Consider the following 26040-nt stretch of genomic DNA (forward strand, 5'->3'; position numbering starts at 1 on the left):
GGAGTTGCATTTAAGTTTATAATATTAATAATTACAACAAGTGGTAATGGTATGAAGTATAAAGTAACTCACTTAACATCAGCACATCCCAGATATGACATTCGGATTTTTTTGAAAATGTGTAGTTCATTAGCAAAAGAAGGCTATATTGTCAATTTAGTTGTTGCTGATGGTGACGGAGATGAAGTTTGTAATGAGGTAAACATATTCGACACTGGCGTAAAAGCTAAAGGTCGAATTGAGCGAATGACTAAAACAGTTCATTGTGTTTACGAAAAAGCAAAAGAATTAGATTCTGATATATATCATTTGCATGATCCTGAGTTAATCCCTATAGGCGTACGATTAAAAAAATTAGGGAAAGTTGTTATATTTGATGCACATGAAGATTTACCTAAGCAATTAAAATCAAAACCATATTTAAATGTATTCTTTAGGAAAACCCTCCCTGTGGTGTTTAGTCTTTATGAACAGTTTGTATTCAGAAAGTTTGATGCATTAATCGGAGCAACACCCTCGATTACTAATAAATTAAAAAAAATAAACTCAAATTCGTTTACAGTTAATAATTATCCAATTTTGGGTGAGTTAAGTTCAGCTTCAAGCACAACATGGGACGTTAGGGCTAATGAAGTCTGTTATTTAGGTGGGATCGCCGAAATAAGAGGAATTAAACAAGTTATAGCTTCTCTCGCTGAAACCCCAAATATAAAGCTTAATCTCGCTGGGCGCTTTTCTGAAAAACATGTAGAAGAAGAGGTTAAATCTTGGGAAGTTTGGAATCAAGTAAATGAGCTTGGTTTTATTAACCGCGAAGAGGCTGCAAAAGTTTTAGGACGTTCAAAAGCTGGCGTTGTTACCTTTCATGATTATCCCAATCATATTGATGCACAACCAAATAAAATGTTTGAATACATGTCAGCAGGTTTGCCAATTATTACTTCAAATTTCCCAATGTGGAAGGACGTTGTCGAAGGTAATAATTGTGGTATTTGTGTTGATCCAATGGATTCTCATGCTATTGCTGAAGCTGTTAACTATATAATCAATAATCCTAAAGAGGCTGAGCTTATGGGAAGCAATGCTTTGTCTGCAATCAAACATAAATATAATTGGTCTGTGGAAGAGCAGACTCTGTTCAAATTATATAAGGAACTATTATAATGACTAAAGTTGTAACCATATTAGGTGCGAGGCCTCAATTTATCAAAGCGGGTAGTGTAAGCCGAGAGTTTGCAAAATATGATAATTTTAAAGAAATTATCGTTCATACTGGGCAGCATTATGATGCGAATATGAGTGATGTGTTTTTTGATGAAATGAAAATTCCAAAGCCAGATTATTTCTTAGGCATTGGCGGTAAGTCTCATGGCGCTATGACTGGCCAAATGATCGAAAAAATTGAAGAAGTACTTTTGAACGAAAAACCGGACTGGGTACTGGTATATGGTGATACTAATTCAACATTAGCCGGCGCTATCGCTGCCTCTAAGCTTCATATTAAAGTTGCTCATATTGAAGCTGGTTTACGCTCATTTAATATGAAAATGCCAGAGGAGGTTAATCGAATACTTACAGATCGTATTAGTTCAATTTTATTCTGCCCAACACAAACTGCAATAGATAATCTGCAAAGTGAAGGCGTTGATAAATGGAATACTCAAGTTGAGCTATCAGGTGATGTAATGCAAGATGGTGCCATTTTTTATAGAGACCTTGCTGAAAAACCACCAGGCCTCACTTTAGATAGGGAATTTATATTATCTACCATTCATCGAGCTGAAAATACAGATTCGGAAAAAAGACTAACTGCAATTGTAGAATCATTAAATGAGATCGCAGAGCAGATTGCTGTTGTATTGCCTCTACATCCACGTACAAAAATTAAGCTTGAAGCTTTATCTGTTAAGTTATCTTCAAAAGTTACATTAATTGATCCTGTAGGCTATTTAAATATGGTGTGGTTAATTGATAACTGTAAGCTAGTCATGACGGATAGCGGTGGATTACAAAAAGAGGCTTTCTTTTTTGAAAAACCTTGTATCACTCTCAGAGATGAGACTGAATGGGTCGAGTTAGTTATAAATAACTTTAATACTTTAGTAGGCGCAGATAAAGCTGCGATAATTAGTGCTTTTAAAGAACATACATTTTCTAATGATTTTAGTATTGATTTATATGGAAATGGGTTTGCTTCTAACAATATTGCAAATGCATTAATTAACTATGAAAAGTAACATTTGGTACATATCAAAATATGCCAATATAAAAAAGTACGGAGCAGATACCAGACATGCCAGCTTTTGCGAAGAATTTGCAAAAGCTGGGCATAAAGTGAGGCTGATTACATCGAACTCTTCTCATTTATATAATAACTTACCAAAATTTAAAAATCGTTATTACGACGTGAAAAGTAATAACTTTAATGTTACTTGGGTAAACACTTTGAAATACTCCAAAGCTACAAGTATTAAACGAATTTTTAGTTGGTTATGGTTTGATTTTTTTGTGTTTTTGATGGCTTTTAACAATAAGTATGAAAAGCCAGATGTTGTTATTGCTTCCTCGCTATCTTTGTTTACTGTTTTAACAGGTTGTTTTTATAAGAAATTTTATAAAGCTAAGTTTATATTTGAAGTTAGAGATATTTGGCCTCAAACGTTAATAGATTTAAAAGGGTTTAGCTCAAACCATCCTTTAATTTGGCTTTTAAATAAAATAGAACGATTAGGTTATAAATATTCTGACGCCATTGTTGGTACTATGCCGGGTTTAAAGCTCCATGTTGAAAATGAGGTAGGTCTTGGCTCTAAAGTGCATTGCATTCCACAAGGTGTAAACTTAGCTTTTTATGACAATAGTCAAGAAAAATTATGCGAAGAGTATGTTGAACAGTACATACCCAAGAATAAGTTTATTGTGACTTACACCGGAACTTTTGGGGAAGCTAATGCTTTAGAGTATATAATTGAAGCCGCAAAAAAATTGAAGCATACAAGTCAAATACATTTTTTATTAGTTGGGGAAGGTTATTTAAAAGAGGAGCTGAAAGATAATGCTAGCGAGCTTACGAATATAACTTTTGCTCCTAAAGTAGTAAAAGAGCAAGTACAACATTTACTTAGCTTATCAGATCTACTTGTTGCCTCTGTTCGAGATGAAAAAATTTATAAATACGGAATGTCTTTGAATAAGTTTATCGATTACATGTATGCAAAAAAGCCTATTGTTTGTATGTACTCTGGTTACCCATCTATGATAAATGAAGCTAAATGTGGGGAGTTTACGCCTGCTGAAAACAGTAATTATTTTGCTAGTGCAATCAAGAAATACCAACTAATGACTTCATTAGATAGACAGCAGATTGGTGGTTTGGGTTATAAGTTTCTTATAAGCGAAAGAAGCTTTGGCGTGTTAAGTAAAAGGTATATGGAATTATTCAATGAAGCGTCTCTTTGACTTTATAGTTGCTCTTTGCGCATTAATTACTTTATTACCAGTAATAATCGTTGTTGCGGCACTTATCCGTTTTAAATTAGGTTCGTCTATATTATTCATTCAAAATCGTCCTGGTTTAAATGGCGATATTTTTAAAATGATGAAGTTTAGAACCATGTTAGATGCTAAAGATAAACAGGGGAATTTATTACCTGATGAACAACGTATGACTAAGTTTGGCTCATTTTTACGCTCTACTAGCTTGGATGAGCTGCCTGGATTATTTAATGTTTTAAAAGGGGACATGAGCATAGTAGGGCCCAGACCTTTATTGGTACAATATTTACCACTTTATAGCCCAGAGCAATCTCGTCGCCACAATATACGCCCAGGTATTACAGGTTGGGCACAAGTTAATGGCCGTAATGCAATTAGCTGGGATCAAAAATTTAAACTTGATGTTTGGTATGTAGATAATCAAAGTTTTTTCCTCGATTTTAAAATAATATTACTTACGGTTAAGAAAGTCTTAGTCCGTGAAGGGATAAGCGCTGACGGGTATGTGACTATAGAGCCATTTAAAGGCAATAAATCGTCATGAAATCCTTAGCTATTTTAGGCGCTAGTGGTCATGGCAAAGTATTGGCAGACATAGCATTACTAAATGGTTACGAATGCATTCAATTTTTCGATGACCGTTATCCCGAATTAAAAAAAATTGGGTGTTGGGCAGTCTTAGGTAACACCAGTAATTTATTATCTTGTTGTGCAGATTACTCATCTGTGATTATAGGCATAGGGCATAACTCAACTCGGTTGCGTAAACAAATCGAATTGGAAAAAGTGGGTGCTCACTTAGCGACGTTAGTACACCCTACTGCAGTAATAAGCACATTTTCGACCATTCAGCCGGGGAGTGCAGTGATGGCTGGAGCGGTGGTTAACGCGTTCGCTACTGTTGGCAAAGCGGCTATCGTGAATACTGCAGCCACGGTCGATCACGATTGCCAATTAGGCGATGCTATTCACATTAGCCCTGGTGCACACTTAGCTGGTTCGGTTAATGTGGGGGATTGTACTTGGATTGGCATCGGAGCTTGCGTAATTCAGTGTCTTACATTAGGCGCGAATGTCGTGGTTGGAGCCGGTTCTACGGTAATTAATTCTGTTTGTAACGATACAACGGTTGTGGGTTCCCCCGCGAAACCTATCAGCCACACTCTTTAATTTTTGACATATAATCTAGGACTACCTTGTGCTCAATATCCCATTTTCTCCATGGCCTTCTTTTACACAACAAGAAGCCGACGCGGTTAGCCGTGTTATTTTATCGAACAAAGTCAATTATTGGACTGGCACAGAGTGTCGTGAATTTGAAAAAGAGTTTGCGGCTTGGACTGGGTCTGAACATGCCATTGCTGTTGCAAATGGCACACTAGCCTTAGATTTAGCCTTAAAAGTGTTAGGTGTTGCTGATGGTGATGAAGTTATCTGCACTCCGCGCACATTTTTAGCTTCTGCCTCCTCAATAGTTACAGCTGGTGCGACTCCCGTTTTTGCCGATGTTGATTTAAATAGTCAAAATATAACTGCAGAAAGTATTGAAGCTGTTTTAACTCCAAAAACAAAAGCGGTTATTGTGGTTCATCTTGCCGGTATGCCTGCAGAGATGGATGCCATAATGAAGCTTTCTGCAAAACATGGTTTTTATGTGATTGAAGATTGTGCTCAAGCACATGGAGCTAAATATAAAGGGCGCTGTGTCGGAACAATAGGTCACATTGGTGCTTGGTCTTTTTGTCAGGATAAAATCATGACTACCGGCGGAGAAGGTGGCATGGTGACAACCAATGACAAAGCCCTATGGTCTGCAATGTGGTCTTATAAAGATCATGGCAAAAGTTTTGATGCTATTTATAACCGTGAGCATCCACCAGGGTTCCGTTGGTTACATGAAAGCTTTGGTACTAACTGGCGTATGACTGAAATGCAGGGGGCGATTGGTCGTATTCAGTTAACTCGTATGCAAGATTGGACGGCTAAACGTCAAACCAATGGGCAAGCGCTAGATGAAGCTGTAGCGGATCTTAATGTTGTTCGAACGGTCAAAGTACCCAATTATATAGAACATGCTGAATACAAGCATTATATGTTCGTCAATCTTGAAAACTTAGCGGAAGGTTGGACGCGTGATAGCATTATTGATGAAATAATGGCAGCGGGTGTGCCTGCTTATCAAGGTAGTTGTTCTGAGGTTTATCTTGAAAAAGCCTTTGATAACACGACATGGCGTCCAAAAGACCGTTTATCAAATGCGGTTGAACTTGGTGAAACCAGTTTAATGTTTTTAGTACATCCTACATTGACTCAAGCAGAAATAGATAAAACATGTGACGTTATTCGCCGAGTGTTGATGTCTGCACAAAAGTAGAACATTCAGTACTATCTATTGCTTTTTTGGCGTTAGGGTGTTGTTTTACAAGTCTTAACGTTTTTCTATTTAGTCCCAATATTTAAAAAGGGCGAAAAAAACTGTCTCAGACCTTTAAATCTGAGTGTTTAATTATCCTTGTTCTATCGCTTTTTTTAGGGGGATATTTACCCTCACACTTTAGTTTCACGTATAATGGACAAACCATAATTTGTGCAATGATCACTTTGTTTGTCTAAAATGAACGCGGTGATCCTGTCAGTATTTTAAGTTGTAATACATTATGATTTTTATCAATTTGGAGCGGAAAATGGATTTTTTGCAAACATTATTTGGGCTTAAACGCTCACATAAACGTGTTGTCAGTTTGGTCATTGATTCAATCTTTCTTTGCTTTGCCTTTTGGGCGGCATTGTTAGTTCGTGTTGATGACATTAGTGTATTAGCCGATGCTAGCTACTGGTTGTTAGTGGCTATTGTGGTGCCTTTTAGTTTAGTGGCCTTTACTAAGCTGGGGTTGTACCGCGCAGTGTTACGCTATATGAGCCTACAAGCCTTGACGGCTATTTTTTTAGGCGTGGTGGTATCAACGATTACATTAGTGATTGCGTCCTATTTCACTGATGCGTTGCTTCCTCGTACTGTGCCCATTATTTATGCTGCTTTTGCCATTGTGTTTATTGGTGGCACTCGCGCGATTGTGCGTTCGCTTGTTGGCTCAGGCGTGAAGCGGATCGGTGAGCCTGTGATTATTTATGGCGCAGGTGTGAGTGGGCGCCAACTACTCACCTCTTTAGTGCTGAGTCATGAATATTATCCCTTTGCTTTTGTTGATGATGATGAAGCATTACATGGCACGGTTATTCAGGGGGTGCATGTTCATTCACCGTCGATTATTCGTAAATTGATCAAACAAAGAAAAGCGACCAAAGTATTGTTGGCTATTCCTAGTGCGACCAGAAGTAAGCGCCAGGATATTTTAAATCGACTGGAACCTTTATCTGTTCAGGTATTAACTATTCCAGCAATGTCAGATTTAGTTAATGGCACTAAACTTTACAGTGACATTAAAGAAGTTGAGATTGACGATCTATTAGGGCGTGATTCGGTTGCACCTCGACAAGATCTCTTATCTGCCAATATTAAAGATAAAGTGGTTATGGTCACAGGGGCCGGTGGCTCAATTGGTTCTGAACTTTGTCGTCAAATTTTAAAACGAGCACCGAAGAAGTTAGTATTATTTGAGTTATCAGAATACTCACTTTATGCCATAGAAAGAGAGCTGAGCGCTACCGCTAGTGAACTGGGTTTAAATGTGCGCATTTTCCCTATGATGGGCTCAGTGCAACGTGAAAACCGTATTCAAGCCATCATGGAGTCTTTTGGTGTTCAGACAGTTTACCATGCTGCAGCCTATAAACATGTGCCTCTTGTTGAGCATAATGTGGTAGAAGGTGTGCGTAACAACGTATTTGGCACCCTTTATACAGCAAGAGCGGCTATTGCAGCAAAAGTTGAAACCTTTGTTTTAGTGTCTACCGATAAAGCGGTTCGCCCGACCAATGTGATGGGCACTACAAAGCGTATGGCCGAATTAGTTTTACAAGCCTTTGCTAAAGAAAAGCACAGCACGCGTTTTTGTATGGTGCGATTTGGTAATGTGTTAGGTTCATCTGGTTCTGTGGTGCCTTTATTTCGCAGTCAAATTGCTAATGGCGGCCCTGTTACCGTAACCCACCCTGAAATCACTCGTTTCTTTATGACCATTCCTGAAGCATCTCAGCTGGTTATTCAAGCTGGCGCTATGGGTAAAGGCGGCGATGTATTTGTTTTAGACATGGGGAAATCGGTTAAAATCGTCGATTTAGCGGCTAAGATGATCCGTTTAAGTGGTTTTGAAGTGCGTGATGAAACCAATCCTGAAGGTGATATTGCCATTGAGTTTACTGGTCTTCGTCCAGGTGAGAAGCTTTACGAAGAACTACTGATTGGCGATGATGTTACTGGTACTGAACACGAGCGTATCATGACCGCTAACGAGTTACATTTAACCTGGAATGAGTACGCTAAGATTCTCGAGCGTTTAGATACCGCATGTCATAACTTTGATCATGAAGCTATACGCGATATTTTATTAAAAACCCCAACGGGATTTGCGCCTACAGATGGTATCTGCGATTTGCTTTATCAGCAAACAGAGAAGAACTTACTCTCAAGAAAGAATGTGGTTAAGTTGGCTTAAGCTTCTTAATAATATATAAATTTTTTCAGTTCAGTTTTATAAAGACCAACTTTATTGAGTTGGTTTTTTATTTTTTATCAAGGTTTTTTATGACTCGTAAATATTTCGGCACCGATGGCGTTCGCGGTAAAGTGGGTTCATTTCCTATTACGCCAGATTTTGCAATGAAGCTAGGTTGGGCTGCTGGTAAGGTGTTAGCATCTTCTGGCACAAAAGAAGTGTTAATAGGCAAAGATACGCGAAGTAGTGGTTATATGCTTGAGTCAGCGATTGAGGCGGGTTTATCAGCTGCAGGCATCAATGTTGCTTTAATTGGCCCAATGCCAACTCCTGCTGTTGCTTATCTTGCTTCTACCTTCAGAGCGGATGCTGGAGTGGTGATTAGCGCCTCTCACAATCCTTTTTATGATAACGGTATTAAGTTCTTCTCAAACTCGGGTACTAAGCTGAATGATGAACAAGAATTGCAAATTGAAGCTTTATTAGACCAAGCGCTTAATCATAATGCGATGGAATGTGTTTCATCAGAATTACTAGGTAAAGTTCGCCGTATTAATGATGCGGCTGGTCGCTACGTAGAATTTTGTAAGGGGACCTTTCCTAAGCATTTATCGCTGGCCGGTTTAAAGATTGTTGTCGATAGTGCCAATGGTGCCGCGTATCAAGTAGCTCCAAGTGTGTATAGGGAACTTGGCGCTGAGGTGATTAGCATAAATGACACACCTAATGGCGTGAATATTAATGATCATTGCGGCGCAACGCATTTAGATAGTTTACAAACCGCAGTGATGGTGCATGAAGCCGATTTAGGGATTGCGTTAGATGGTGATGCCGATCGCGTGATGTTTGTTGATCATAATGGCCATATAGTAGATGGTGATGAAATTTTATTTATTCTCGCACAAGCTGCACACGTTAAAGGCGAGATGCAAGGTGGGGTAGTGGGCACCTTAATGGCTAACTTAGGTTTAGAGTTAGCGTTAAAGAAAATGGATATTCCTTTTATTCGCGCGAAAGTTGGCGATCGCTATGTGGTTGAGCAGCTAAAAGAAACCGGTTGGACATTAGGTGGTGAAGGCTCTGGCCATATTCTTGACATGAACCATGCCACAACCGGAGATGGTATTGTTGCATCACTGCAAGTGCTTAAAGCAGTGATTGAATCAGGCCAAACGCTCGCTGAAGTTAAATCTGGCATGACCAAATTGCCACAAGTACTATTAAATATCCGCCTGACAGCCAATAATGCAGATGAAATTATCGTATCGGATGCAGTAAAACAGGCTGTGATTGAAGCTGAAACAGTTTTAGGTGATAACGGACGTGTATTATTGCGTAAGTCTGGTACTGAGCCACTTATCCGCGTGATGGTTGAATCAATAGACCCTAATATGTCACAAGCGCAAGCTGAACATATTGCCAACGCGGTTAAAAATTTTAATTAACTAGCAATCAATTGTATTTAAGGCTTTAAGTGAAAACTTAAGGCCTTTTGTGTTTTTAGATGAGTAGAAACTGGTCGATATCATTTATTGCCGCATTCGTTTGTCGTTTAGGCTGTTTTTTGTGCTAGGTTAAGGTATCTAAATTATAAAAAGGATTTTTTATGCGGATACTTCATCATGGCGCGGTTAATGGCGTAACGGGCTCATGTCATCAATTAGATGTGAATGAATCAGGTGCTATTTCAAGTTATCTTATTGATTGTGGCTTGTTTCAAGGTGCGGAAACTGCCGGTAATGCTTCGGCTAAACAACTGCAAATTGATTTTGATATCAGCACTATTCAAGCGCTTGTCGTAACTCATTGTCATATTGATCATGTTGGTCGTATTCCCTATTTAATTGCCGCAGGTTTTGATAAACCCATTTATGCCACTGAAGCGACTGCGGCGTTATTGCCTTTAGTGATAGAGGATGCGCTAAAAATTGGGGTGACACGGGATAAGGCGTTAATTGCCGCCTTTTTAGCTAAACTTGCATCACTGATTGTGCCCGTTAAATATCATCAATGGATAGCATTGCCGTTAAACTTAACGGTTAAACATAAACAGGACGTTAGTGCGGTTAAACTTAAGTTTAAGCCCGCAGGTCATATTTTAGGATCTGCCTATATTGAGTTTGACCTGATAGGTAAAGCAAAACACAGGGTGGTGTTTTCAGGTGATTTAGGCGCCACTTATGCGCCTTTGTTAGCCAGTCCGCGCAGTCCTTATCGTGCCGATACGTTAGTTATTGAATCAACCTATGGTGATAAAAATCACCAAGGCAGAAAACATCGCAGTAAACTGCTGAAACAGCTTATTGAAAAGTGCGTTGCCGATAAGGGGGTTGTGCTTATTCCCGCTTTTAGCATTGGGCGAACGCAAGAGTTACTTTATGAGTTTGAGCAGATTATTGCTAAAAATCAGCATAATGCTATTTGGCAGCAGATTGATATTATTGTTGATTCGCCAATGGCCGCTAAATTTACCCAGAAGTATCTTGAGTTTCAGGCGTTATGGGATAGCGAAGCCAAGCGAGTTGTCAATAAAGGTCGCCATCCTTTGGATTTTGAGCAGCTGTATACCATTGATTCGCACCAAGATCATTTGGCCGTTATCAATTATCTTAGCTCTCGTAATAAACCTGCCATTGTTATTGCGGCTTCGGGGATGTGTAGTGGTGGCCGTATGATGAACTATTTAAAGCGCTTTTTGACTGAGCCAACGGCAGATGTCTTGTTTGTAGGTTATCAAGCTAACGGGACACCGGGCAGAGACATTCAAACTTACGGCCCGAAAGGGGGTTATGTTGTATTAGATGAAGAACGTATTGATATCAAAGCTGGCATTCATACCATTAGTGGTTATTCCGCCCATGCTGATCAAACTAATTTAGTGAATTTTGTTAAACGGATGCATCACAAGCCCAAGCATATTCGCATCGTGCATGGCGATGAAGACGCAAAGCTTGCATTGGCTGATAAATACAGACAATTATTACCCGAATGTGAGGTGGTAATAGGAAAGGCCTGATGATGTTTTGTTATCGCCAGTGACTGTAACTATTACATCTTCACCAAGGTCAGTTCTCGTTGCTTCATAGTCGAGGTTTGTTTCTCTTTCGTCATTAATGTGCTGGTGTTTATATGCTGTTTTTTGCCATCAACAAGGTCTGCTATTTGCGCTGTGGTGTTTATTTATCGGATATCTTCACTTGCAAACCTTGGTAGACTTTGTTTTGTCATTTACAATTACAATTAATATTTTATCCATGCTGGATAATTGCCTTTGAACATTTTGGTAACAGGCGGAGCGGGTTTTATTGGCTCAGCATTGATTCGTTTTTTGATTAAAAATACACAAAATTCTGTCGTTAATGTCGATAAGTTAACCTATGCCGGCAACTTGACCTCATTAGTGTCTGTTAGTGATAGCCCACGATATCATTTTGAACACATTGATATTTGCAATCGTGCGGAAATGGCACGTATTTTTACCCAATATCAGCCCGATGCGGTAATGCATCTGGCAGCTGAAAGCCATGTCGATCGTTCGATAACTGGTTCTAGTGATTTTATTCAAACCAATATCGTCGGCACGTTTACGCTACTTGAGGCGGCGCGTGAATACTGGCAAACACTTTCCCCCGTCAAGCAGAAGCTGTTTTGCTTTCAGCATATTTCAACCGATGAAGTCTTCGGTGATTTACTTCATCCTGATGATGCACCAAACCAGGTATTGCCTTCATTTACCGAGCAATCACCTTATGCACCCAGTAGTCCGTATTCGGCGTCTAAAGCTTCGAGTGATCACCTTGTTCGCGCCTGGCAGCGCACTTATGGTTTGCCCGTTATTGTGACTAATTGTTCAAACAATTATGGTCCTTATCAGCATGTTGAGAAGTTCATCCCCTTAATGATTGCCAATGCATTAGCGGGTAAAGCTTTACCTGTTTATGGTAAAGGCGATCAAATTCGTGATTGGTTATATGTCGAAGACCACGTCAAGGCGCTTTATAAGGTGCTAACCGAAGGCGAAGTAGGTGAAACCTATAATATTGGTGGCAACAACGAAAAACGTAATATTGATGTGGTATTCACCATTTGCGCTATGTTGGAAGAACTTGCGCCCTCGACCCCTTATTCCCTGGCAAGTGGTCATGTGGGTGGGTTTAGATCATTAATCACCTATGTTGCTGATCGCCCCGGACACGATAGGCGCTATGCTATTGATGCCAGTAAAATGCAGCAAAAACTCAATTGGCAACCAGAGGAAACATTCGAATCGGGGATGCGAAAAACCGTACAGTGGTTCCTCAAATCCTCTAGCTAAAGAGCGCCTGTTTCAGTGAACTTTTTACCTTGTGTGTCTTTGGCTGATAACTTAGGTGCTATACCATTCAATGGCCATTGGATATTCAATGTAGGATCATTCCACTGGATACATTCTTCCGATTGTGGGTGGTAATAGTCGGTGCATTTATACAGGCATTCGGCTTTGTCGCTTAATACAAAAAAACCGTGGGCAAAGCCTGCAGGAACCCACAATTGACGTTGGTTTTCAGCGGACAATATTTCTCCCACCCATTGACCATAAGTCGTTGAACCAGATCTTAAATCAACTGCGACATCAAAAACTTGCCCAGAGGTGACTCTTATTAACTTGCCTTGAGTCTGTTGCCGTTGAAAATGTAAACCGCGCAGCGTGCCTTTTACTGACATGGAATGGTTGTCTTGAACAAATACACAAGGCTTAGCTGTAACTAAATGTTCAAACCGTTGCTGGTGCCAGGTTTCGCAAAAGTAGCCCCTATCATCACCAAACACGGTTGGTTCGATAATTTTTACCACGTCAATATGAGTATTTATTACTTTCATGCATTGCAAACCGTTAATTGAGTTTTGTGAATGTTTTATTGATCATGACTTTTGCTCATTGCTTTCAGTTGTCATGGGTACCAGTCAATGGGTTGAACATTTTAGCTAACCCTGCTTGCCAATCACTTGGCGCGATGCCGAATGTGTTGGTTATTTTACTACAGGCTAACATTGAATGTGTAGGTCTTATGGCTTTGCTGGCAAATGTAGCAGATGCCACAGGCAATAAAGTGGGTGTTGCTAACTCTGGTTGGCTCTGCTTAAGATTAGCGTAAATAGCTTCAACATACTGATAGCGATTCGCATACGGGTAACCGCAAAAATGATAGGTGTCATAAAGTGCTGTGTTATCTGCTTGTTGATGCGATTTTGCTGTTAACTGACTCATTATATTGATAATCGCTGCGGCTAAATCACCGGCATAAGTGGGGCAGCCTAATTGATCGTTGACAATATTCAGTGAGTGATTGTTAGCGGCTAAATTCACCATAGACTTAACGAAATTATTGCCCCATTCACTAAAGACCCATGCTGTGCGAATAATAATATGCTTTGAGCAGATATCCTGTACTGATTGTTCTCCCGCTAACTTACTTTTTCCATATTGATTTAATGGCAGGGGCGTATCATCTTCAACATATGCCGCGGCTTGATGACCATCAAACACATAATCGGTTGAAATTTGAATTAAGGTGGCGGCCATTGTTTGCGCGGCTTTGGCGAGATTTTTAGGCCCAAGCTGATTGACCTTAAAAGCTTGCTCGGTTTCTGTTTCAGCCAGTTCAACATTATTATAGGCGGCTGTATTGATAATGAAGTCTGGTTGGCATTGCATTACAGCATCTAATACCGCCTGTTCATCTGCAATATCGAGTTCGCCATGTGAAAATGGCATGAGGGTGAATGTGCTTTTTTGCAGACTCATATAATGGCGAAGTGCTTGGCCTAATTGTCCATTTGCACCGGTCAACATTACTTTTATCATTGTGGTTCTCGTGGGTGAAATTGCCATTATTTGGCAAGTAATCTTACTAAATATTGCCCGTATTCATTTTTAAGCAACGGTTTAGCGATGCGTAATACGTCATCGTTTGTTAGCCATTTGTTTCGCCAGGCAATTTCTTCTAAGCAGGCAACTTTTAAACCTTGAACCGTTTCAATCGTTTGTACAAATGAAGAGGCTTGATGCAAACTTTCATGTGTTCCGGTATCGAGCCATGCAAAGCCGCGTCCTAATAATGATAAATGTAATTGCCCTTGATGAAGGTAATGGCTAATGACATCACTGATTTCTAATTCGCCACGGGCAGAAGGGGCTAACTGTTTGGCAAATTGTACTGCTTGATGATCAAAAAAATACAGTCCAGTTACCGCATAATTTGATTTCGGCTTAGCAGGTTTTTCTTCAACAGAAAGCACATTTAACTGACTATCAAACTCCACTACACCAAATCGCTCTGGCGCATTCACTTGATAGGCAAATATTGTGGCACCGTCTTGCTGCTTCGCTTGCTGTAGCATTAGGCTAAAAGATTGGCCATAAAATATATTATCCCCTAGGACTAAGCACACTTTGGACTTACCGATAAAATCCTCGGCGATAATTAGTGCTTGAGCAATTCCCTCAGGAGCAGGCTGTACTGCGTAAGATAAGCGCACGCCAAAATCACTACCGTCGCCCAGCAAACGTTTAAAGCTGTCGCTATCATCAAGGGTTGTAATAATTAAAATGTCACGAATACCCGCCAACATCAGGGTTGAAATAGGGTAGTAAATCATAGGTTTGTCATAAACTGGCAACAGCTGTTTAGATACACTTCGTGTTAGAGGATATAACCGTGTACCTGAACCGCCCGCTAACACAATACCTTTCATAAAACCTCGATGTAAAAATTGGATGCGCAACGCTTAGGTGCTAAATGCCAGATTCTAGATTCTAGATTCTAGATATTAGCATTCTGGCTTGGCCTTTACTTAGTCCATACCCAAGAACCCACCGGTTTGATGTGCCCATAACTGGCTATAAATACCGCCTGAGGCGATTAATTCTTGGTGGCTGCCTTGTTCAACAATTTTGCCTTCATCGAGTACGATTAAACGGTCCATGGCTGCAATAGTTGATAATCGATGCGCAATTGCAATCACCGTTTTGCCTTGCATTAGCTCATATAATGACTCTTGAATTGCGGCTTCTACTTCTGAGTCGAGTGCTGATGTCGCTTCATCTAAAATTAAAATTGGGGCGTTTTTAAGTAATACTCGCGCAATGGCGATGCGTTGTCGCTGGCCGCCAGAAAGTTTTACGCCTCGTTCACCCACTTGCGCATCTAAGCCCTGATTACCATGCGGATCGGTTAATCGTTCAATAAATTCGCTGGCTTGCGCTTGCTGAATAGCAGCCTGTAGTTGCTCTTCAGAAGCCGTCGGATCGCCGTAAAGAATGTTTTCACGAATCGAGCGATGCAGTAGTGACGTATCTTGAGTCACCATGCCAATATGGGCGCGAAGTGAGTCTTGGGTAACTTCTTTTAGCCCTTGTTGATCAATGAGGATTTCACCTTTTTCAACATCATGAAAACGCATCAATAGGTTTACTAGGGTGGATTTTCCCGCGCCAGAACGACCAACTAAACCGACTTTCTCGCCAGCTTTTATCTGTAAATCTAAGCCTTCAATCACGCCTTTTTGCTCACCGTAATGAAAGCTGACTTGATTAAAATCGATTTGACCTTTGCTTACCACCAAAGGTTTTGCCTGGGGTTTATCTTCAATCAAAATGGGTTTTGATAAGGTGTTCATTCCATCGGTCACAGTGCCGATATTTTCAAAGAGTGAGCTAATTTCCCACATGATCCACTGCGACATGCCATTTAATCTCAGAGCCAAGCTGACTGCAATGGCAATCGCGCCAACGGTAATCGCATCATCTGCCCATAACCAAATTGATACTGCAGCAATGGTAAATGCCAAGATATAGTTGATGATTTGCACCGAAACGTTAATCACTGTGACTAAACGCATTTGTCCATACACGGTTTTTAAGAAGGTCATCATACTGGCTTGAGCATAATCGGCTTCTTGCTGAGTATGAGAGAATAATTTTACTGTTGAAATATTTGTGTAGCTGTCCACTATCCGGCCGGTCATGGTTGAGCGCGCATCGGCTTGCTCGGCAGATATGGCTTTGAGCTTAGGCACCAATTTCCATTGAATCGCTACGTAAGCCGCTAGCCAAATGAGCATCGGCAGCATTAAACGCACATCGGCGCTGGCGATCATCACCAGCATTGAGGTGAAGTAAATCAGAATATACATCAACACATCTAACAGCTTCATCACGGTTTCACGCACCGCTAATGCTGTTTGCATCACTTTAGTCGCGACTCGGCCGGCAAAATCATCCTGATAAAAAGAAATGCTTTGTTTGAGTAAATAGCGGTGCGCCATCCAACGGATGGCCATAGGATAGTTACCCAGCAAGGTTTGATACACAATTGAAGCGTGTAACCATACCAATACGGGAATGATCACTAACACAATCACTGACATGGTAATTAAGGTGTCACCTTCTTCTTGCCACAAGGTATCAGGATTTTTTGTGACTAGCCAATCGACAAGTTGCCCCATAAAACCAAATAATGACACTTCTAACATGGCTAATAATGCGGTCAGAATTGACATGATGATCAGTGGTGCCCCAAACCCTTTGGTGTAATGGCGACAAAAAGCATATAAACCTGTTGGCGGCTGGGTTGGTTCTTCTGGGGGTAAGGGTTTTACTAATGACTCGAAAAAATTAAACATGCAGGGCTCTAATTATTCATCACAAAAATTCACCCTTAGGATACCTGAACTGTTGGCGCTTGTTTATCTTTGATCTTGAGTAAATGCTAATTTGCAACATAATGCCTATCGCAGGGTTCACCTTGAGTTCCGATTTTCGCTAGTGCTTCTAAACGGGCTATCGTAAAGTAGTCGTCAATATCACCTGTGTTGGATTTGCTGTGGCTAGATTACCTGAACATGATTGTGCGCTGTTGGCTGATGTCTGTCGTCAAGCAAGGCTGAGCCGAGATGCGCGATTTGATGGGCAGTTTTTCACTGGGGTGTTTACTACGGGGATTTATTGCCGCTCAATTTGTCCAGCATCGCCGCCCCATGAAAAAAATGTGCGCTATTTTGATACCAGTATTAAAGCGGCTAATCATGGGCTTAGACCGTGTTTACGTTGCCGCCCCGACAGTGCGCCGCATTCCTATGCCTGGATGGGGACTAAAACGACATTGCAACGTGCCGTTAAGTTGATCGATGCAGGCGCAATGGCGGGGGATAACGCCTTAAGTGTTGAGCAGCTGTCTGAAAAATTAGGGATCAGTAGCCGTTATCTGGTGAAGTTGTTTAATCAATATCTGGGCACATCCCCCAAACGTTATGCGATATATCAACAAGTGATGTTTGCAAAAAAACTGCTGCATCAAACCAGTATGCCTATCACTGAAGTCGCCTTCGCGGCTGGATTTAATAGCGTTCGCAGTTTTAATGATGCCTTTAAACAAGCATTGTTATTAACCCCTAGCGCATTAAGAAAATCAGTCAATACCCAACAAAATGATTCTGGCTCTGCCCGCCAGTTTGCTGCTGGCTCGGTTAACTTGCCTATTACCTTAACCTTAAGTTACCGTCCACCACTTAATTGGCAGGCTATGTATGATTTTTATCATTTAAGGCAAGTCAGCCAAATGGAGTGGATAAGGGATCATAGTTATGGTCGCAGCTTTGATTTGGATGGGGTGCAAGGCATCTTTGAGCTTAAACATATCGACAGTAAAGCGCAGTTTGAATTAAGCGTCATTTTTGTTCGTCCAACTGATAGCCGTTATTTGGCAAATGTCGTCAATGCTGTGCGTAAGCTTCTTGATCTTGATGCTGATATGGCGACCATAGAGCTTCAACTGCAACAGGTTAAGGTGCCGCTGTTAAATAACACACAGCGACAAAACTTGCTTAGTGATTCAAGTATAAAAACGGGCCTACGCATTCCGGCGACCTTTTCTGTGTTTGAGGCTGCATGTCGTGCTGTACTCGGCCAGCAGGTGAGTGTGGTTCAAGCAACCAAATTACTCAATACGCTGGTGGCACATTATGGTGAATTAATGGTGGTTAATCAGCAAGCATACCGGTTATTTCCAACACCTAAGGCGATTGCTTCAGCCAGTTTAGATGAGTTGAAAATGCCAGGTGCGCGAAAGCTGGCATTGAATGCTCTAGGTCAGTTTGTGGCGGATAACCCACAATCTGTGCCCGTTGACTGGTTAAACGTAAAAGGCATTGGTCCTTGGACAGTGGCCTATGCGCAAATGCGAGGTCAAAGCGACCCGAACATCTTTTTATCAGGCGATTTAGTGATTAAAAATCGCTTGAAAGTCTTTTGTCTGCAATGTGGTGTCACGCTTGATACTGCAAAACAATATGGCGAGTTAGTTGATGACATTGCCCTGCAAATTGCCCCATGGGGCAGCTATTTAACATTCCAACTGTGGGCAAACACTTAAGGCTTAACAGGTTTATCAAGGAAATAAAGATGACAAATGAATATCAGCCACCTGTTTTAGAAGCTCAACTTACTAGCCCCGTAGGGATGTTATTGGTAAAAGCGTCAGCGATAGGCTTAACCCATTTAACGGTTGCGGATCTCAAGCACCAATCTGAGCAAGTTGAGGTGTGTACTGTAATTGAACTGATAACCGCGCCATGCCCTGAAGAGAGTAAAGTTAATGCATTGCAACATATTAATGCGGTTCATCGGCAACTAAGCGAATATTTTGTCGGTCAGCGTCAAATATTTGAATTAGCATTAGCGCCAAAAGGCACTGTGTTTCAGCACCAAGTATGGCAAGCATTAGCGGCTATGCATTTTGGTGAAGTTTGTAGCTATGGTGAAATTGCTAATCGCATTGAACGACCCAAAGCCGTCAGGGCCGTTGGCGCGGCAAATGGTGCTAACCCGATAGCGATTATCGTGCCGTGTCATCGGGTCATAGGTAAAAATGGTAAGTTAACTGGCTACGCCTATGGCTTGGAGATGAAACAGTTTTTATTGGCGCTAGAAGCCAGAAGCCAGAAGCCAGAAGCTAGAGGCTAGAGGCTAGAGGCTAGAGGCTAGAGGCTAGAGGCATCAAATGAGCTGGATAACGTCTGTCTTGTTGAGATCTTCTATCAGAGATCTTGCTGTCATTTTTCATTTTCAATATTGTTGATAATGCAGTGGCTTGCTGGAGACTTTACCTTGGTATTATCGGCTCACAAAATGACACACCACTGAGTGATTTTTTTCAGACTTTAGTGACAAATTAAGGTAAAATTATCCCTTTATTTTAATTGACTGAATTGATACATGACCCAAGCGGCTACTTTTACTGATTTTGGTTTGTCGGCACCTTTGCTTGCACGACTCATTGAGCTGAACTATACCACTGCCACGCCTGTGCAGGCAGCCACCATACCCGCCTTATTGCAAGGTAAAGATGTGCTAGCGGGGGCGAATACCGGTTCAGGTAAAACGGCAGCGTTTGCGTTACCCATCATTCAGCATTTAAGTATCAATACCCAACGCGGCACTTCTAAACAGAATAATGTCAGTTGTTTAGTGCTAGTGCCTACCCGTGAATTGGCCAAGCAGGTTGCTGATAGTTTCCAGTCCTATGCCAGTCATTTAAACGGCTTGATTAAAACCGTAGCAGTATTCGGTGGCGTGTCGATTAATACCCAAATGTTGGCATTACGTGGTGGTGCTGATGTGGTTGTTGCCACACCGGGTCGATTGTTGGATTTATTATCTTCCAATGCGCTTAAGTTAAACAAAGTGTCACATTTAGTGTTAGATGAAGCTGATCGTATGTTAAGCCTTGGCTTTACCGACGAGCTCAATCAAGTGCTTGAGTTAATGCCAAAGAAAAAGCAAACCTTGCTGTTTTCTGCGACGTTCCCTGAAGATGTGCAAGTGTTAGCCTCGTCTTTATTAACAAATCCTCTTGAAATTCAAATGCAAAGTGCCGATGCTAGCACTTTAGTGCAGCGAGTTTTTACCGTAAATCGTGAAAGTAAAACCGCATTATTGGCCCATTTAATTAATGAAAACCATTGGCGACAAGCGCTTATTTTCGTTAATGCAAAAAACACTTGTGAACATTTAGCGCAAAAATTAGCTAAAAGAGGCATTAATGCTGAGGTGTTTCACGGAGATAAAGCACAAGGTGCAAGAAATCGTGTATTAGAGGCTTTTAAATCGTCTGAAATTGATGTATTAATTGCCACCGATATTGCGTCACGTGGTATTGATATTGAAAAATTACCTGTGGTAATTAATTTTGATTTACCAAGAAGTCCAGCTGATTATATGCATCGTATCGGTCGAAGTGGCCGTGCGGGTGAAGTCGGTTTGGCAATTAGTTTGTTATGTCATGACGATTATCATCATTTCTCTGTGATTGAGAAAAAGAATAAGATCCGTCTTGAACGCGAGCAAGTTGCAGGCTTTGAGGCTGATGATGAAATGCCTTTAAGCGCGCAAATAGTTAAACCAATGGCCAAGCCCGCTGGTACGGGTAAAAAGAAGCGTAAAAACCTTCCTCCTGTAAATGTGGATATTTGGTCAACAAAACCAGATTAAGTAGTAGGTATATGAAACAAGTTTTTTGGTTGATTGATGGGCAACTTGCAGGACGCAGTGGTCCCAATAAAGATGCATGGGATTTAGCAGAACTTAAACACGCCGGATTCGGCGCCATAGCCTCACTGAATGATGGCGCTATGTGTGATACACAACAGATGGCTGATTTGGGCATCGAACATCAAATATTTAACTTGCCGGATAATATTCCGCCCGTTGATGGTGATGTTGAAATTTGTGCTGAAATAATGCCAAAAGTATTGGCTTTTATTCGCCAAGCCGAAGCGCAAAATAAAGCAGTATTGTTACATTGTCGTTCAGGTATCAACCGTACTGAGCTAATGATGGCTTATTATTTAATGGAAAATGGCGCGGCTCCAGTGCACGCGGTTAGCCAGGTTCGTAATGCCAGTGGTTTAGCCTTTGATGCTGAAGGCTGGGATCAGTTTGTATACGATGTACTTTACCGCTTGCAAGCTGCATCAAACTAATGTGTTAACCACAGAGGGGAAGGAATGCTAACAAGCAGAATACTGAGTCAATATATTGGTTACTTTGTTCTTAGCGGGCTAGCGTTTCTTTCTTTAGTGGGTTGTGCTTCATATCATGTGTATCCCACAGCACCACTAGAATACCAATTACCTTCGCCATCCGATTCTCCTCTTGCTTTATATCTCACAAAGCTTCCGCAAATTAACGATCAAACCGGTGTATATCCCTTAGGTGATGGTGTCGATGCTTTTGTTGCCCGTTTGGCGTTAATTGATGCAGCGAGAGTGTCAATAGACTTACAGTATTATCTCTATCATGATGATGAAACAGGCAAATTACTGACATTATATTTGTATCGTGCCGCTGAACGTGGTGTTCGGGTGCGTTTACTGATTGATGACATGGCCACTAAAGGTAAAGACCAACAGCTGTTTCGGTTAGTGCAACACCCTAATATTAGTGTGCGCATATTCAACCCCGATCTTGAACGTCAGTTTCGCACACTTTCTTTTGCACAAAACTTCAGTCGCCTGAATCATCGCATGCACAATAAATCCTTTACTGTCGACAATTTAGTCTCGATCGTCGGTGGGCGTAATATTGGAGATGAGTATTACTCTGCTCACCGCAGTGTTGAATTTGGTGATTTAGATATGTTGCTGATCGGCCAGCTTATTCCTGAGGTGTCAAACCAATTTGATCTTTATTGGAACGCATCACAAGTGCAACCGATTGAACAACTGTTAGGTAAAAAGATTGAGTTTGATGATGTTGCGAATGTAAGGGAACAGCTTGATAGTTATGAGTTGTCCGTCAAAGAGCATCCATATCTGTTAAGGCTAATACAATCGCAATTATTGTCGAGAATAATAGAACAACAAATTGGCTGGTTTTGGTCATCGAGCGAATTGTTTTACGATCCGCCTAATAAGTTGAATACCGCGGTTAATCACACATTGTTACTTGATGATTTATCGACATTTTTTAACCGAACAAAGAACGAGTTAATTATCATTTCGCCTTACTTTGTGCCAACAAATGCCGGCACAGATGCGTTGATTAATGCGGTTAAAAACGGACTCAAGGTAACGATAATTACCAATACATTGGCCGCGACAGATGTGCTTGCGGTACATGCTGGGTATATTAACTATCGCGAACGGTTAATTGATGGTGGTGTACTCATTTATGAAATGAAGTCCTCCCCTGAATGGCAAAAGGATAAGTCTCAAAGCCAATGGAAAGGCAGCTCTCGCAGTAGTTTGCATGCCAAACTTTTTATTATTGATCGTAAAATGATGTTTGTTGGCTCATTTAATTTTGACCCTCGCTCAGCTTGGCTAAATACTGAAATGGGCGTGATAGTTGAGCAGCAAGCTTTAACAACGCTTATCGCTGAAGATGTCTTAAGTCAGTTAAATGTCAATGCGTATCAAGTCATCAAAAAAGAAGGGCAGATACAATGGCTCGACTTACAGCATCAAACTTATTTGACCACCGAGCCCGATAGTAGCTGGTGGCAACGTTTTACTGCCAATGCTTTATCATGGTTACCCGTAGAATCACAGTTATAACATTAATTTTTTATCGTTATTTGAATCAGTTGCACAATAATGTTCAAGATTTGCTGCTATATTTAGCGTAGGCGATTATTTTATTTTCAGTAAGGAATTTCAATGGCATCAAAGGGCAGTAAAGCCAGTCAATCTCAAGGGCTACTCTTATTTCATTTGAATCAGAGTCAGTTGTTTGCGCTTGGCACATTGAAAATTCGTGAGCTAGTGCCTTTTACCGAATTGACTAAAATTCCTAATTCTCATCCTAGTATTATGGGGGCCGCGACCGTTCGTGGTGGCACTATTCCTGTTATCGATATGGCGGCAGCAATTGGTTTTCGGCCGATTGAACAAAGTGAGTTGAAAAATTGTTTTATCATCATCACCGATTGTCAGCGGATGGTTATTGGTTTTGTGGTACGCGCCATTGATAAAATCATTGAATGTAATTGGCGTGATATTGAACCACCATCAAGTAGTTTAGGTAAAAATGCTTACTTAACCGGAGTCACCCGTTTTGATGGCCGCTTGGTACAGTTACTCGACGTTGAGTTGCTTTTATCTAAAATATTCCCCAATGATCCAACGGTTAACCGTGCTATTTTGACCGACGTACAGCGTGAAAAACTCAAACCGTTACGGATTTTAATTGTCGATGACTCTAAAGTTGCCCGCAAGCAGTTATCCGATGCGCTCGATTCAATCAATATTCCTTATGAAGTAACCTCTAATGGCCATGAAGCATTAATGATGATGGTGGAGGCGGCAAAGGAGCGTAAGCCTGTTGACCTGTTAGTCAGCGATATTGAAATGCCAGGGTTAGACGGTTATGAGTTGTCATTTGAAGTAAAAGATAACCCTGAAATCGCCAAGGCGTATATTATTTTGCATACCTCGCTTTCAAGTGAGATTAGCTTAAGCCAGGCCAAGCAGGTTGGCGCGAATGAAGCTTTAACCAAGTTTGATGCTAAAGAACTGATAGAAGCTATGCTTCGGGGCGCACAATTCTTAGCAAATTTGCAGTAAATCCTCACCTATCGGGCGGGGATATTAAGGTGAATATGCGATAGCATTTTAACTATAGTGATGGCCTAATCATAGCTGTGTGGTTAGTTACCTTCATAAATTTAAATCTGAACCTATACTTCTCATTCTTTTAAGGTGTTTTTCAGGAGCCATTTGATTAGATAAAAATCCGACAAAAACAACATCATTTTCTCTCTTCAAATAATAGAAAACATGCTTATCATCTGAAAATCTATAACTATCTCTCGATACCTCATCAATAGACAATCCCAGATTTGGATTATTGGCTAAAGCTTGCATTCTTTTTCGCAAAATCTCTTTATATTTTAACCATTGTGGATTACCCCACTTTTTGATTGTGTACTTGCGAATAGACTCTAAATCTTTTCTTGCATGGCCTCTTATTAAGAATGGTGTATTCTTCATTAATCATACTTTCCAGAGTCTAACTCATCCAAAAAGTCATTTCCGTCCACAAGATCATTTTCATCAATATTTTCAAAGCGTGATCGAACAAGCTCCATTTTCAATTCTTCAAAACGGTTGTATTCTTCACTTGAGACAATTACAGCGACAGGGGTTCCGTTCTTTTTAATTTGAATAGGTTCCGATTGAACTTTCAAAAGCATCTTACCGAAATTGGTTTTTGCTTCGTTTGCATTTAGTGTAAACATCTAAAGTCCCTCAACTTGATTACATACACATTAATAGAATCGACCAAAACAGTCAAATCGAACGATTTTTACGGTTGTCAATTCAACAGCCCTTTTTAATGACTTCAATTGCTGTTTGTTATCACTTCAATGACTTTTGTTCAGATCAGTTTTTCACTGAACATGTTGCCGCCTAATAGAGCGGTTATCCCTTTGCATGTTTAATAAATGTGGTCAGCTTGCAAATTTTGCGTAATTTTCAGTTTAAATATCAGCCTTTGCTAGACTTTGCCCATAGCATCCTGATATACAACCTCTATATCTGAATAACAGATAAAAAATAATAAAATAAATTTGAAGGTTAAGTCATGAATCAAAACACATCGCTGTTTGCGCGCATTGTGAACGGTAGCCTAGTGCTACAAATTATTGGCGGGATTATTTTAGGGGTGATCCTCGCATCTGTTTCAACATCGGCAGCCGGGCAAGTTGCTTTTTTAGGTGATTTATTTGTTGGTGCATTAAAAGCTATTGCGCCGATTTTAGTATTTGTACTCGTGGCATCTTCTATCGCGAATCAGAAGAAAGATAGTCACACTAATATGCGTCCTATCATTGTGTTGTATTTACTCGGCACACTTGCAGCAGCGATTACCGCTGTTATTTTTAGTTTTATGTTCCCAACCACATTATTACTCGCCACGGGGATTGAAGGTTCCAATCCACCGCAGGGGATTGGTGAAGTATTGAATACTTTATTGTTTAAAGTGGTCGATAACCCAGTCAATGCCTTAATGACCGGCAACTACATTGGCATTTTAGCTTGGGGTGTCGGTTTGGGGATTGCGATGCATCATGCCAGTGATTCGACTAAGCAAATGCTAGCTGATGTCAGTGATGCGGTGTCGAGCATTGTGCGTTTTGTTATTCGCCTTGCGCCTATTGGTATCTTTGGTTTAGTTGCCGCCACGTTTGCGACAACAGGTTTTGCCGCGTTGGCCGGTTACGCTCAGTTATTATTGGTATTAGTCGGTGCAATGTTATTTATTGCACTTGTGGTTAATCCATTGATTGTTTATATCAAAATTAAGCGTAACCCGTATCCTTTGGTACTAAAGTGCCTACGTGAAAGTGGCGTGACGGCGTTTTTTACCCGTTCAAGTGCCGCTAACATTCCGGTTAACATGGCCTTATGTGAAGAGTTAAAACTACATAAAGATACCTATTCAGTTTCTATTCCTTTAGGTGCAACGGTCAACATGGGCGGGGCGGCGATCACTATCACAGTGTTAACTTTGGCGGCGGCGCACACCTTAGGAATTCAAGTTGATTTTATGACGGCGATTTTATTAAGCGTAGTTGCTGCCGTATCGGCTTGTGGTGCTTCTGGTGTTGCTGGTGGTTCATTACTACTGATCCCATTGGCCTGTAGTTTATTTGGCATTTCAAATGATGTCGCCATGCAAGTGGTTGCGGTGGGGTTCATCATTGGCGTTATCCAGGATTCTGCTGAAACTGCACTGAACAGTTCAACAGACGTGGTCTTTACGGCAGCAGCCTGTGAAGCAGCTGAAAATAAAGCTAAATCTGTATAAATATTTATGCAGCAGGAGTGAGCTAAGCTCAACATCTATCTAGCTAAATTACTCATAAATCGATAAAAATGCCGACAC

The 26040-nt window shown here is 40.8% G+C and carries 23 protein-coding genes; 17 read left to right on the forward strand and 6 right to left on the reverse strand.

What is annotated here, in order from left to right; all coding sequences use genetic code 11:
- The first annotated feature begins 51 nt into the window (after nt 1-51).
- The 10 genes from IEY03_RS08855 (at nt 52) to rfbB (ending at nt 12426) form a co-directional block, all read left to right on the forward strand.
- Entirely contained in the window at nt 52-1164 is a 1113-nt protein-coding gene (locus tag IEY03_RS08855; RefSeq protein WP_188841010.1) for a glycosyltransferase, read from the forward strand.
- Nucleotides 1164-2237 (forward strand): non-hydrolyzing UDP-N-acetylglucosamine 2-epimerase, encoded by a 1074-nt coding sequence (gene wecB, locus IEY03_RS08860; RefSeq protein WP_229778254.1) that lies wholly within the window; start codon nt 1164-1166, stop codon nt 2235-2237. The genes IEY03_RS08855 and wecB overlap by 1 nt, the downstream gene beginning before the upstream one ends.
- Nucleotides 2227-3459 (forward strand): glycosyltransferase family 4 protein, encoded by a 1233-nt coding sequence (locus IEY03_RS08865; protein WP_188841011.1) that lies wholly within the window; start codon nt 2227-2229, stop codon nt 3457-3459. The genes wecB and IEY03_RS08865 overlap by 11 nt, the downstream gene beginning before the upstream one ends.
- Nucleotides 3443-4039, forward strand: coding sequence for a sugar transferase (locus tag IEY03_RS08870; protein ID WP_283103382.1), 597 nt, complete (start codon nt 3443-3445; stop codon nt 4037-4039). The genes IEY03_RS08865 and IEY03_RS08870 overlap by 17 nt, the downstream gene beginning before the upstream one ends.
- Nucleotides 4036-4665 (forward strand): acetyltransferase, encoded by a 630-nt coding sequence (locus IEY03_RS08875; RefSeq protein WP_188841012.1) that lies wholly within the window; start codon nt 4036-4038, stop codon nt 4663-4665. The genes IEY03_RS08870 and IEY03_RS08875 overlap by 4 nt, the downstream gene beginning before the upstream one ends.
- Before the next feature lie 28 nt (nt 4666-4693).
- Nucleotides 4694-5869 (forward strand): DegT/DnrJ/EryC1/StrS family aminotransferase, encoded by a 1176-nt coding sequence (locus IEY03_RS08880; RefSeq protein WP_188841013.1) that lies wholly within the window; start codon nt 4694-4696, stop codon nt 5867-5869.
- A 310-nt stretch (nt 5870-6179) separates the two neighbouring features.
- On the forward strand, nt 6180-8111 hold the full coding sequence (locus tag IEY03_RS08885; protein WP_188841014.1) for a polysaccharide biosynthesis protein: 1932 nt from the start codon (nt 6180-6182) through the stop codon (nt 8109-8111).
- A gap of 89 nt (nt 8112-8200) precedes the next feature.
- Entirely contained in the window at nt 8201-9556 is a 1356-nt protein-coding gene (gene glmM, locus IEY03_RS08890) for a phosphoglucosamine mutase (protein ID WP_188841015.1), read from the forward strand.
- A 161-nt stretch (nt 9557-9717) separates the two neighbouring features.
- Nucleotides 9718-11127 carry an MBL fold metallo-hydrolase RNA specificity domain-containing protein gene (locus tag IEY03_RS08895; protein WP_188841016.1) on the forward strand — a complete coding sequence of 470 codons (1410 nt, stop codon included), beginning with the start codon at nt 9718-9720 and terminating at the stop codon, nt 11125-11127.
- A 255-nt stretch (nt 11128-11382) separates the two neighbouring features.
- On the forward strand, nt 11383-12426 hold the full coding sequence (rfbB, locus tag IEY03_RS08900) for a dTDP-glucose 4,6-dehydratase (protein WP_188841017.1): 1044 nt from the start codon (nt 11383-11385) through the stop codon (nt 12424-12426).
- On the opposite strand, the gene rfbC is transcribed toward rfbB, so the two are convergent.
- From rfbC to IEY03_RS08920, 4 genes are all read right to left on the reverse strand, one after another.
- A complete protein-coding gene (gene rfbC / locus IEY03_RS08905; protein ID WP_188841018.1) occupies nt 12423-12971 on the reverse strand; it encodes a dTDP-4-dehydrorhamnose 3,5-epimerase in 549 nt (182 codons plus the stop codon). The genes rfbB and rfbC overlap by 4 nt on opposite strands.
- Before the next feature lie 64 nt (nt 12972-13035).
- Nucleotides 13036-13956: a dTDP-4-dehydrorhamnose reductase gene (gene rfbD, locus IEY03_RS08910; RefSeq protein ID WP_188841019.1), complete on the reverse strand. Its 921-nt coding sequence runs from the start codon at nt 13954-13956 to the stop codon at nt 13036-13038.
- 26 nt (nt 13957-13982) lie between these two features.
- On the reverse strand, nt 13983-14846 hold the full coding sequence (gene rfbA, locus IEY03_RS08915) for a glucose-1-phosphate thymidylyltransferase RfbA (RefSeq protein ID WP_188841020.1): 864 nt from the start codon (nt 14844-14846) through the stop codon (nt 13983-13985).
- A gap of 99 nt (nt 14847-14945) precedes the next feature.
- Complete coding sequence (locus tag IEY03_RS08920; RefSeq protein WP_188841021.1) at nt 14946-16775, reverse strand: ABC transporter ATP-binding protein; 1830 nt, start codon at nt 16773-16775, stop codon at nt 14946-14948.
- A 200-nt stretch (nt 16776-16975) separates the two neighbouring features.
- Between IEY03_RS08920 and IEY03_RS08925 the strand changes: the two genes are divergently transcribed.
- The 6 genes from IEY03_RS08925 to IEY03_RS08950 all read left to right on the forward strand — a co-directional run bounded on the left by IEY03_RS08925 (nt 16976) and on the right by IEY03_RS08950 (nt 23714).
- Nucleotides 16976-18523, forward strand: coding sequence for a DNA-3-methyladenine glycosylase 2 family protein (locus tag IEY03_RS08925; protein WP_188841022.1), 1548 nt, complete (start codon nt 16976-16978; stop codon nt 18521-18523).
- A gap of 29 nt (nt 18524-18552) precedes the next feature.
- Entirely contained in the window at nt 18553-19113 is a 561-nt protein-coding gene (locus IEY03_RS08930; RefSeq protein ID WP_188841023.1) for a methylated-DNA--[protein]-cysteine S-methyltransferase, read from the forward strand.
- 252 nt (nt 19114-19365) lie between these two features.
- On the forward strand, nt 19366-20640 hold the full coding sequence (locus IEY03_RS08935) for a DEAD/DEAH box helicase (RefSeq protein ID WP_188841024.1): 1275 nt from the start codon (nt 19366-19368) through the stop codon (nt 20638-20640).
- Between the two features lie 11 nt (nt 20641-20651).
- Nucleotides 20652-21131: a dual specificity protein phosphatase family protein gene (locus tag IEY03_RS08940; RefSeq protein WP_188841025.1), complete on the forward strand. Its 480-nt coding sequence runs from the start codon at nt 20652-20654 to the stop codon at nt 21129-21131.
- Between the two features lie 24 nt (nt 21132-21155).
- Entirely contained in the window at nt 21156-22706 is a 1551-nt protein-coding gene (locus IEY03_RS08945) for a phospholipase D family protein (RefSeq protein WP_188841026.1), read from the forward strand.
- Nucleotides 22707-22808: 102 nt separating this feature from the next.
- Nucleotides 22809-23714 carry a chemotaxis protein gene (locus tag IEY03_RS08950; RefSeq protein ID WP_188841027.1) on the forward strand — a complete coding sequence of 302 codons (906 nt, stop codon included), beginning with the start codon at nt 22809-22811 and terminating at the stop codon, nt 23712-23714.
- Between the two features lie 93 nt (nt 23715-23807).
- Here the strand turns inward: IEY03_RS08950 and IEY03_RS08955 are convergent, their stop codons facing one another.
- Entirely contained in the window at nt 23808-24140 is a 333-nt protein-coding gene (locus tag IEY03_RS08955) for a type II toxin-antitoxin system RelE/ParE family toxin (protein ID WP_188841028.1), read from the reverse strand.
- Nucleotides 24140-24388: a type II toxin-antitoxin system Phd/YefM family antitoxin gene (locus tag IEY03_RS08960; protein ID WP_188841029.1), complete on the reverse strand. Its 249-nt coding sequence runs from the start codon at nt 24386-24388 to the stop codon at nt 24140-24142. The genes IEY03_RS08955 and IEY03_RS08960 overlap by 1 nt, the downstream gene beginning before the upstream one ends.
- A 347-nt stretch (nt 24389-24735) precedes the next feature.
- Here IEY03_RS08960 and sstT point away from each other — a divergent pair, with 347 nt between their 5' ends.
- Nucleotides 24736-25962: a serine/threonine transporter SstT gene (gene sstT / locus IEY03_RS08965; protein ID WP_188841030.1), complete on the forward strand. Its 1227-nt coding sequence runs from the start codon at nt 24736-24738 to the stop codon at nt 25960-25962.
- Nucleotides 25963-26040: the final 78 nt, after the last annotated feature.

This window comes from Shewanella aestuarii (genome assembly GCF_014647215.1).
Taxonomy (GTDB): Bacteria; Pseudomonadota; Gammaproteobacteria; order Enterobacterales; family Shewanellaceae; genus Shewanella; species Shewanella aestuarii.

Excerpts from the sequence above, each read along its gene's own strand:
- IEY03_RS08855 (WP_188841010.1), top strand. The coding sequence starts at position 52 with ATGAAGTATAAAGTAACTCACTTAACATCAGCACATCCCAGATATGAC.
- wecB (WP_229778254.1), top strand. The coding sequence starts at position 1,164 with ATGACTAAAGTTGTAACCATATTAGGTGCGAGGCCTCAATTTATCAAA.
- IEY03_RS08865 (WP_188841011.1), top strand. The coding sequence starts at position 2,227 with ATGAAAAGTAACATTTGGTACATATCAAAATATGCCAATATAAAAAAG.
- IEY03_RS08870 (WP_283103382.1), top strand. The coding sequence starts at position 3,443 with ATGAAGCGTCTCTTTGACTTTATAGTTGCTCTTTGCGCATTAATTACT.
- IEY03_RS08875 (WP_188841012.1), top strand. The coding sequence starts at position 4,036 with ATGAAATCCTTAGCTATTTTAGGCGCTAGTGGTCATGGCAAAGTATTG.
- IEY03_RS08885 (WP_188841014.1), top strand. The coding sequence starts at position 6,180 with ATGGATTTTTTGCAAACATTATTTGGGCTTAAACGCTCACATAAACGT.
- glmM (WP_188841015.1), top strand. The coding sequence starts at position 8,201 with ATGACTCGTAAATATTTCGGCACCGATGGCGTTCGCGGTAAAGTGGGT.
- IEY03_RS08895 (WP_188841016.1), top strand. The coding sequence starts at position 9,718 with ATGCGGATACTTCATCATGGCGCGGTTAATGGCGTAACGGGCTCATGT.
- rfbC (WP_188841018.1), bottom strand. The coding sequence starts at position 12,971 with ATGAAAGTAATAAATACTCATATTGACGTGGTAAAAATTATCGAACCA.
- rfbD (WP_188841019.1), bottom strand. The coding sequence starts at position 13,956 with ATGATAAAAGTAATGTTGACCGGTGCAAATGGACAATTAGGCCAAGCA.
- rfbA (WP_188841020.1), bottom strand. The coding sequence starts at position 14,846 with ATGAAAGGTATTGTGTTAGCGGGCGGTTCAGGTACACGGTTATATCCT.
- IEY03_RS08920 (WP_188841021.1), bottom strand. The coding sequence starts at position 16,775 with ATGTTTAATTTTTTCGAGTCATTAGTAAAACCCTTACCCCCAGAAGAA.
- IEY03_RS08930 (WP_188841023.1), top strand. The coding sequence starts at position 18,553 with ATGACAAATGAATATCAGCCACCTGTTTTAGAAGCTCAACTTACTAGC.
- IEY03_RS08935 (WP_188841024.1), top strand. The coding sequence starts at position 19,366 with ATGACCCAAGCGGCTACTTTTACTGATTTTGGTTTGTCGGCACCTTTG.
- IEY03_RS08940 (WP_188841025.1), top strand. The coding sequence starts at position 20,652 with ATGAAACAAGTTTTTTGGTTGATTGATGGGCAACTTGCAGGACGCAGT.
- IEY03_RS08945 (WP_188841026.1), top strand. The coding sequence starts at position 21,156 with ATGCTAACAAGCAGAATACTGAGTCAATATATTGGTTACTTTGTTCTT.
- IEY03_RS08950 (WP_188841027.1), top strand. The coding sequence starts at position 22,809 with ATGGCATCAAAGGGCAGTAAAGCCAGTCAATCTCAAGGGCTACTCTTA.
- IEY03_RS08955 (WP_188841028.1), bottom strand. The coding sequence starts at position 24,140 with ATGAAGAATACACCATTCTTAATAAGAGGCCATGCAAGAAAAGATTTA.
- IEY03_RS08960 (WP_188841029.1), bottom strand. The coding sequence starts at position 24,388 with ATGTTTACACTAAATGCAAACGAAGCAAAAACCAATTTCGGTAAGATG.
- sstT (WP_188841030.1), top strand. The coding sequence starts at position 24,736 with ATGAATCAAAACACATCGCTGTTTGCGCGCATTGTGAACGGTAGCCTA.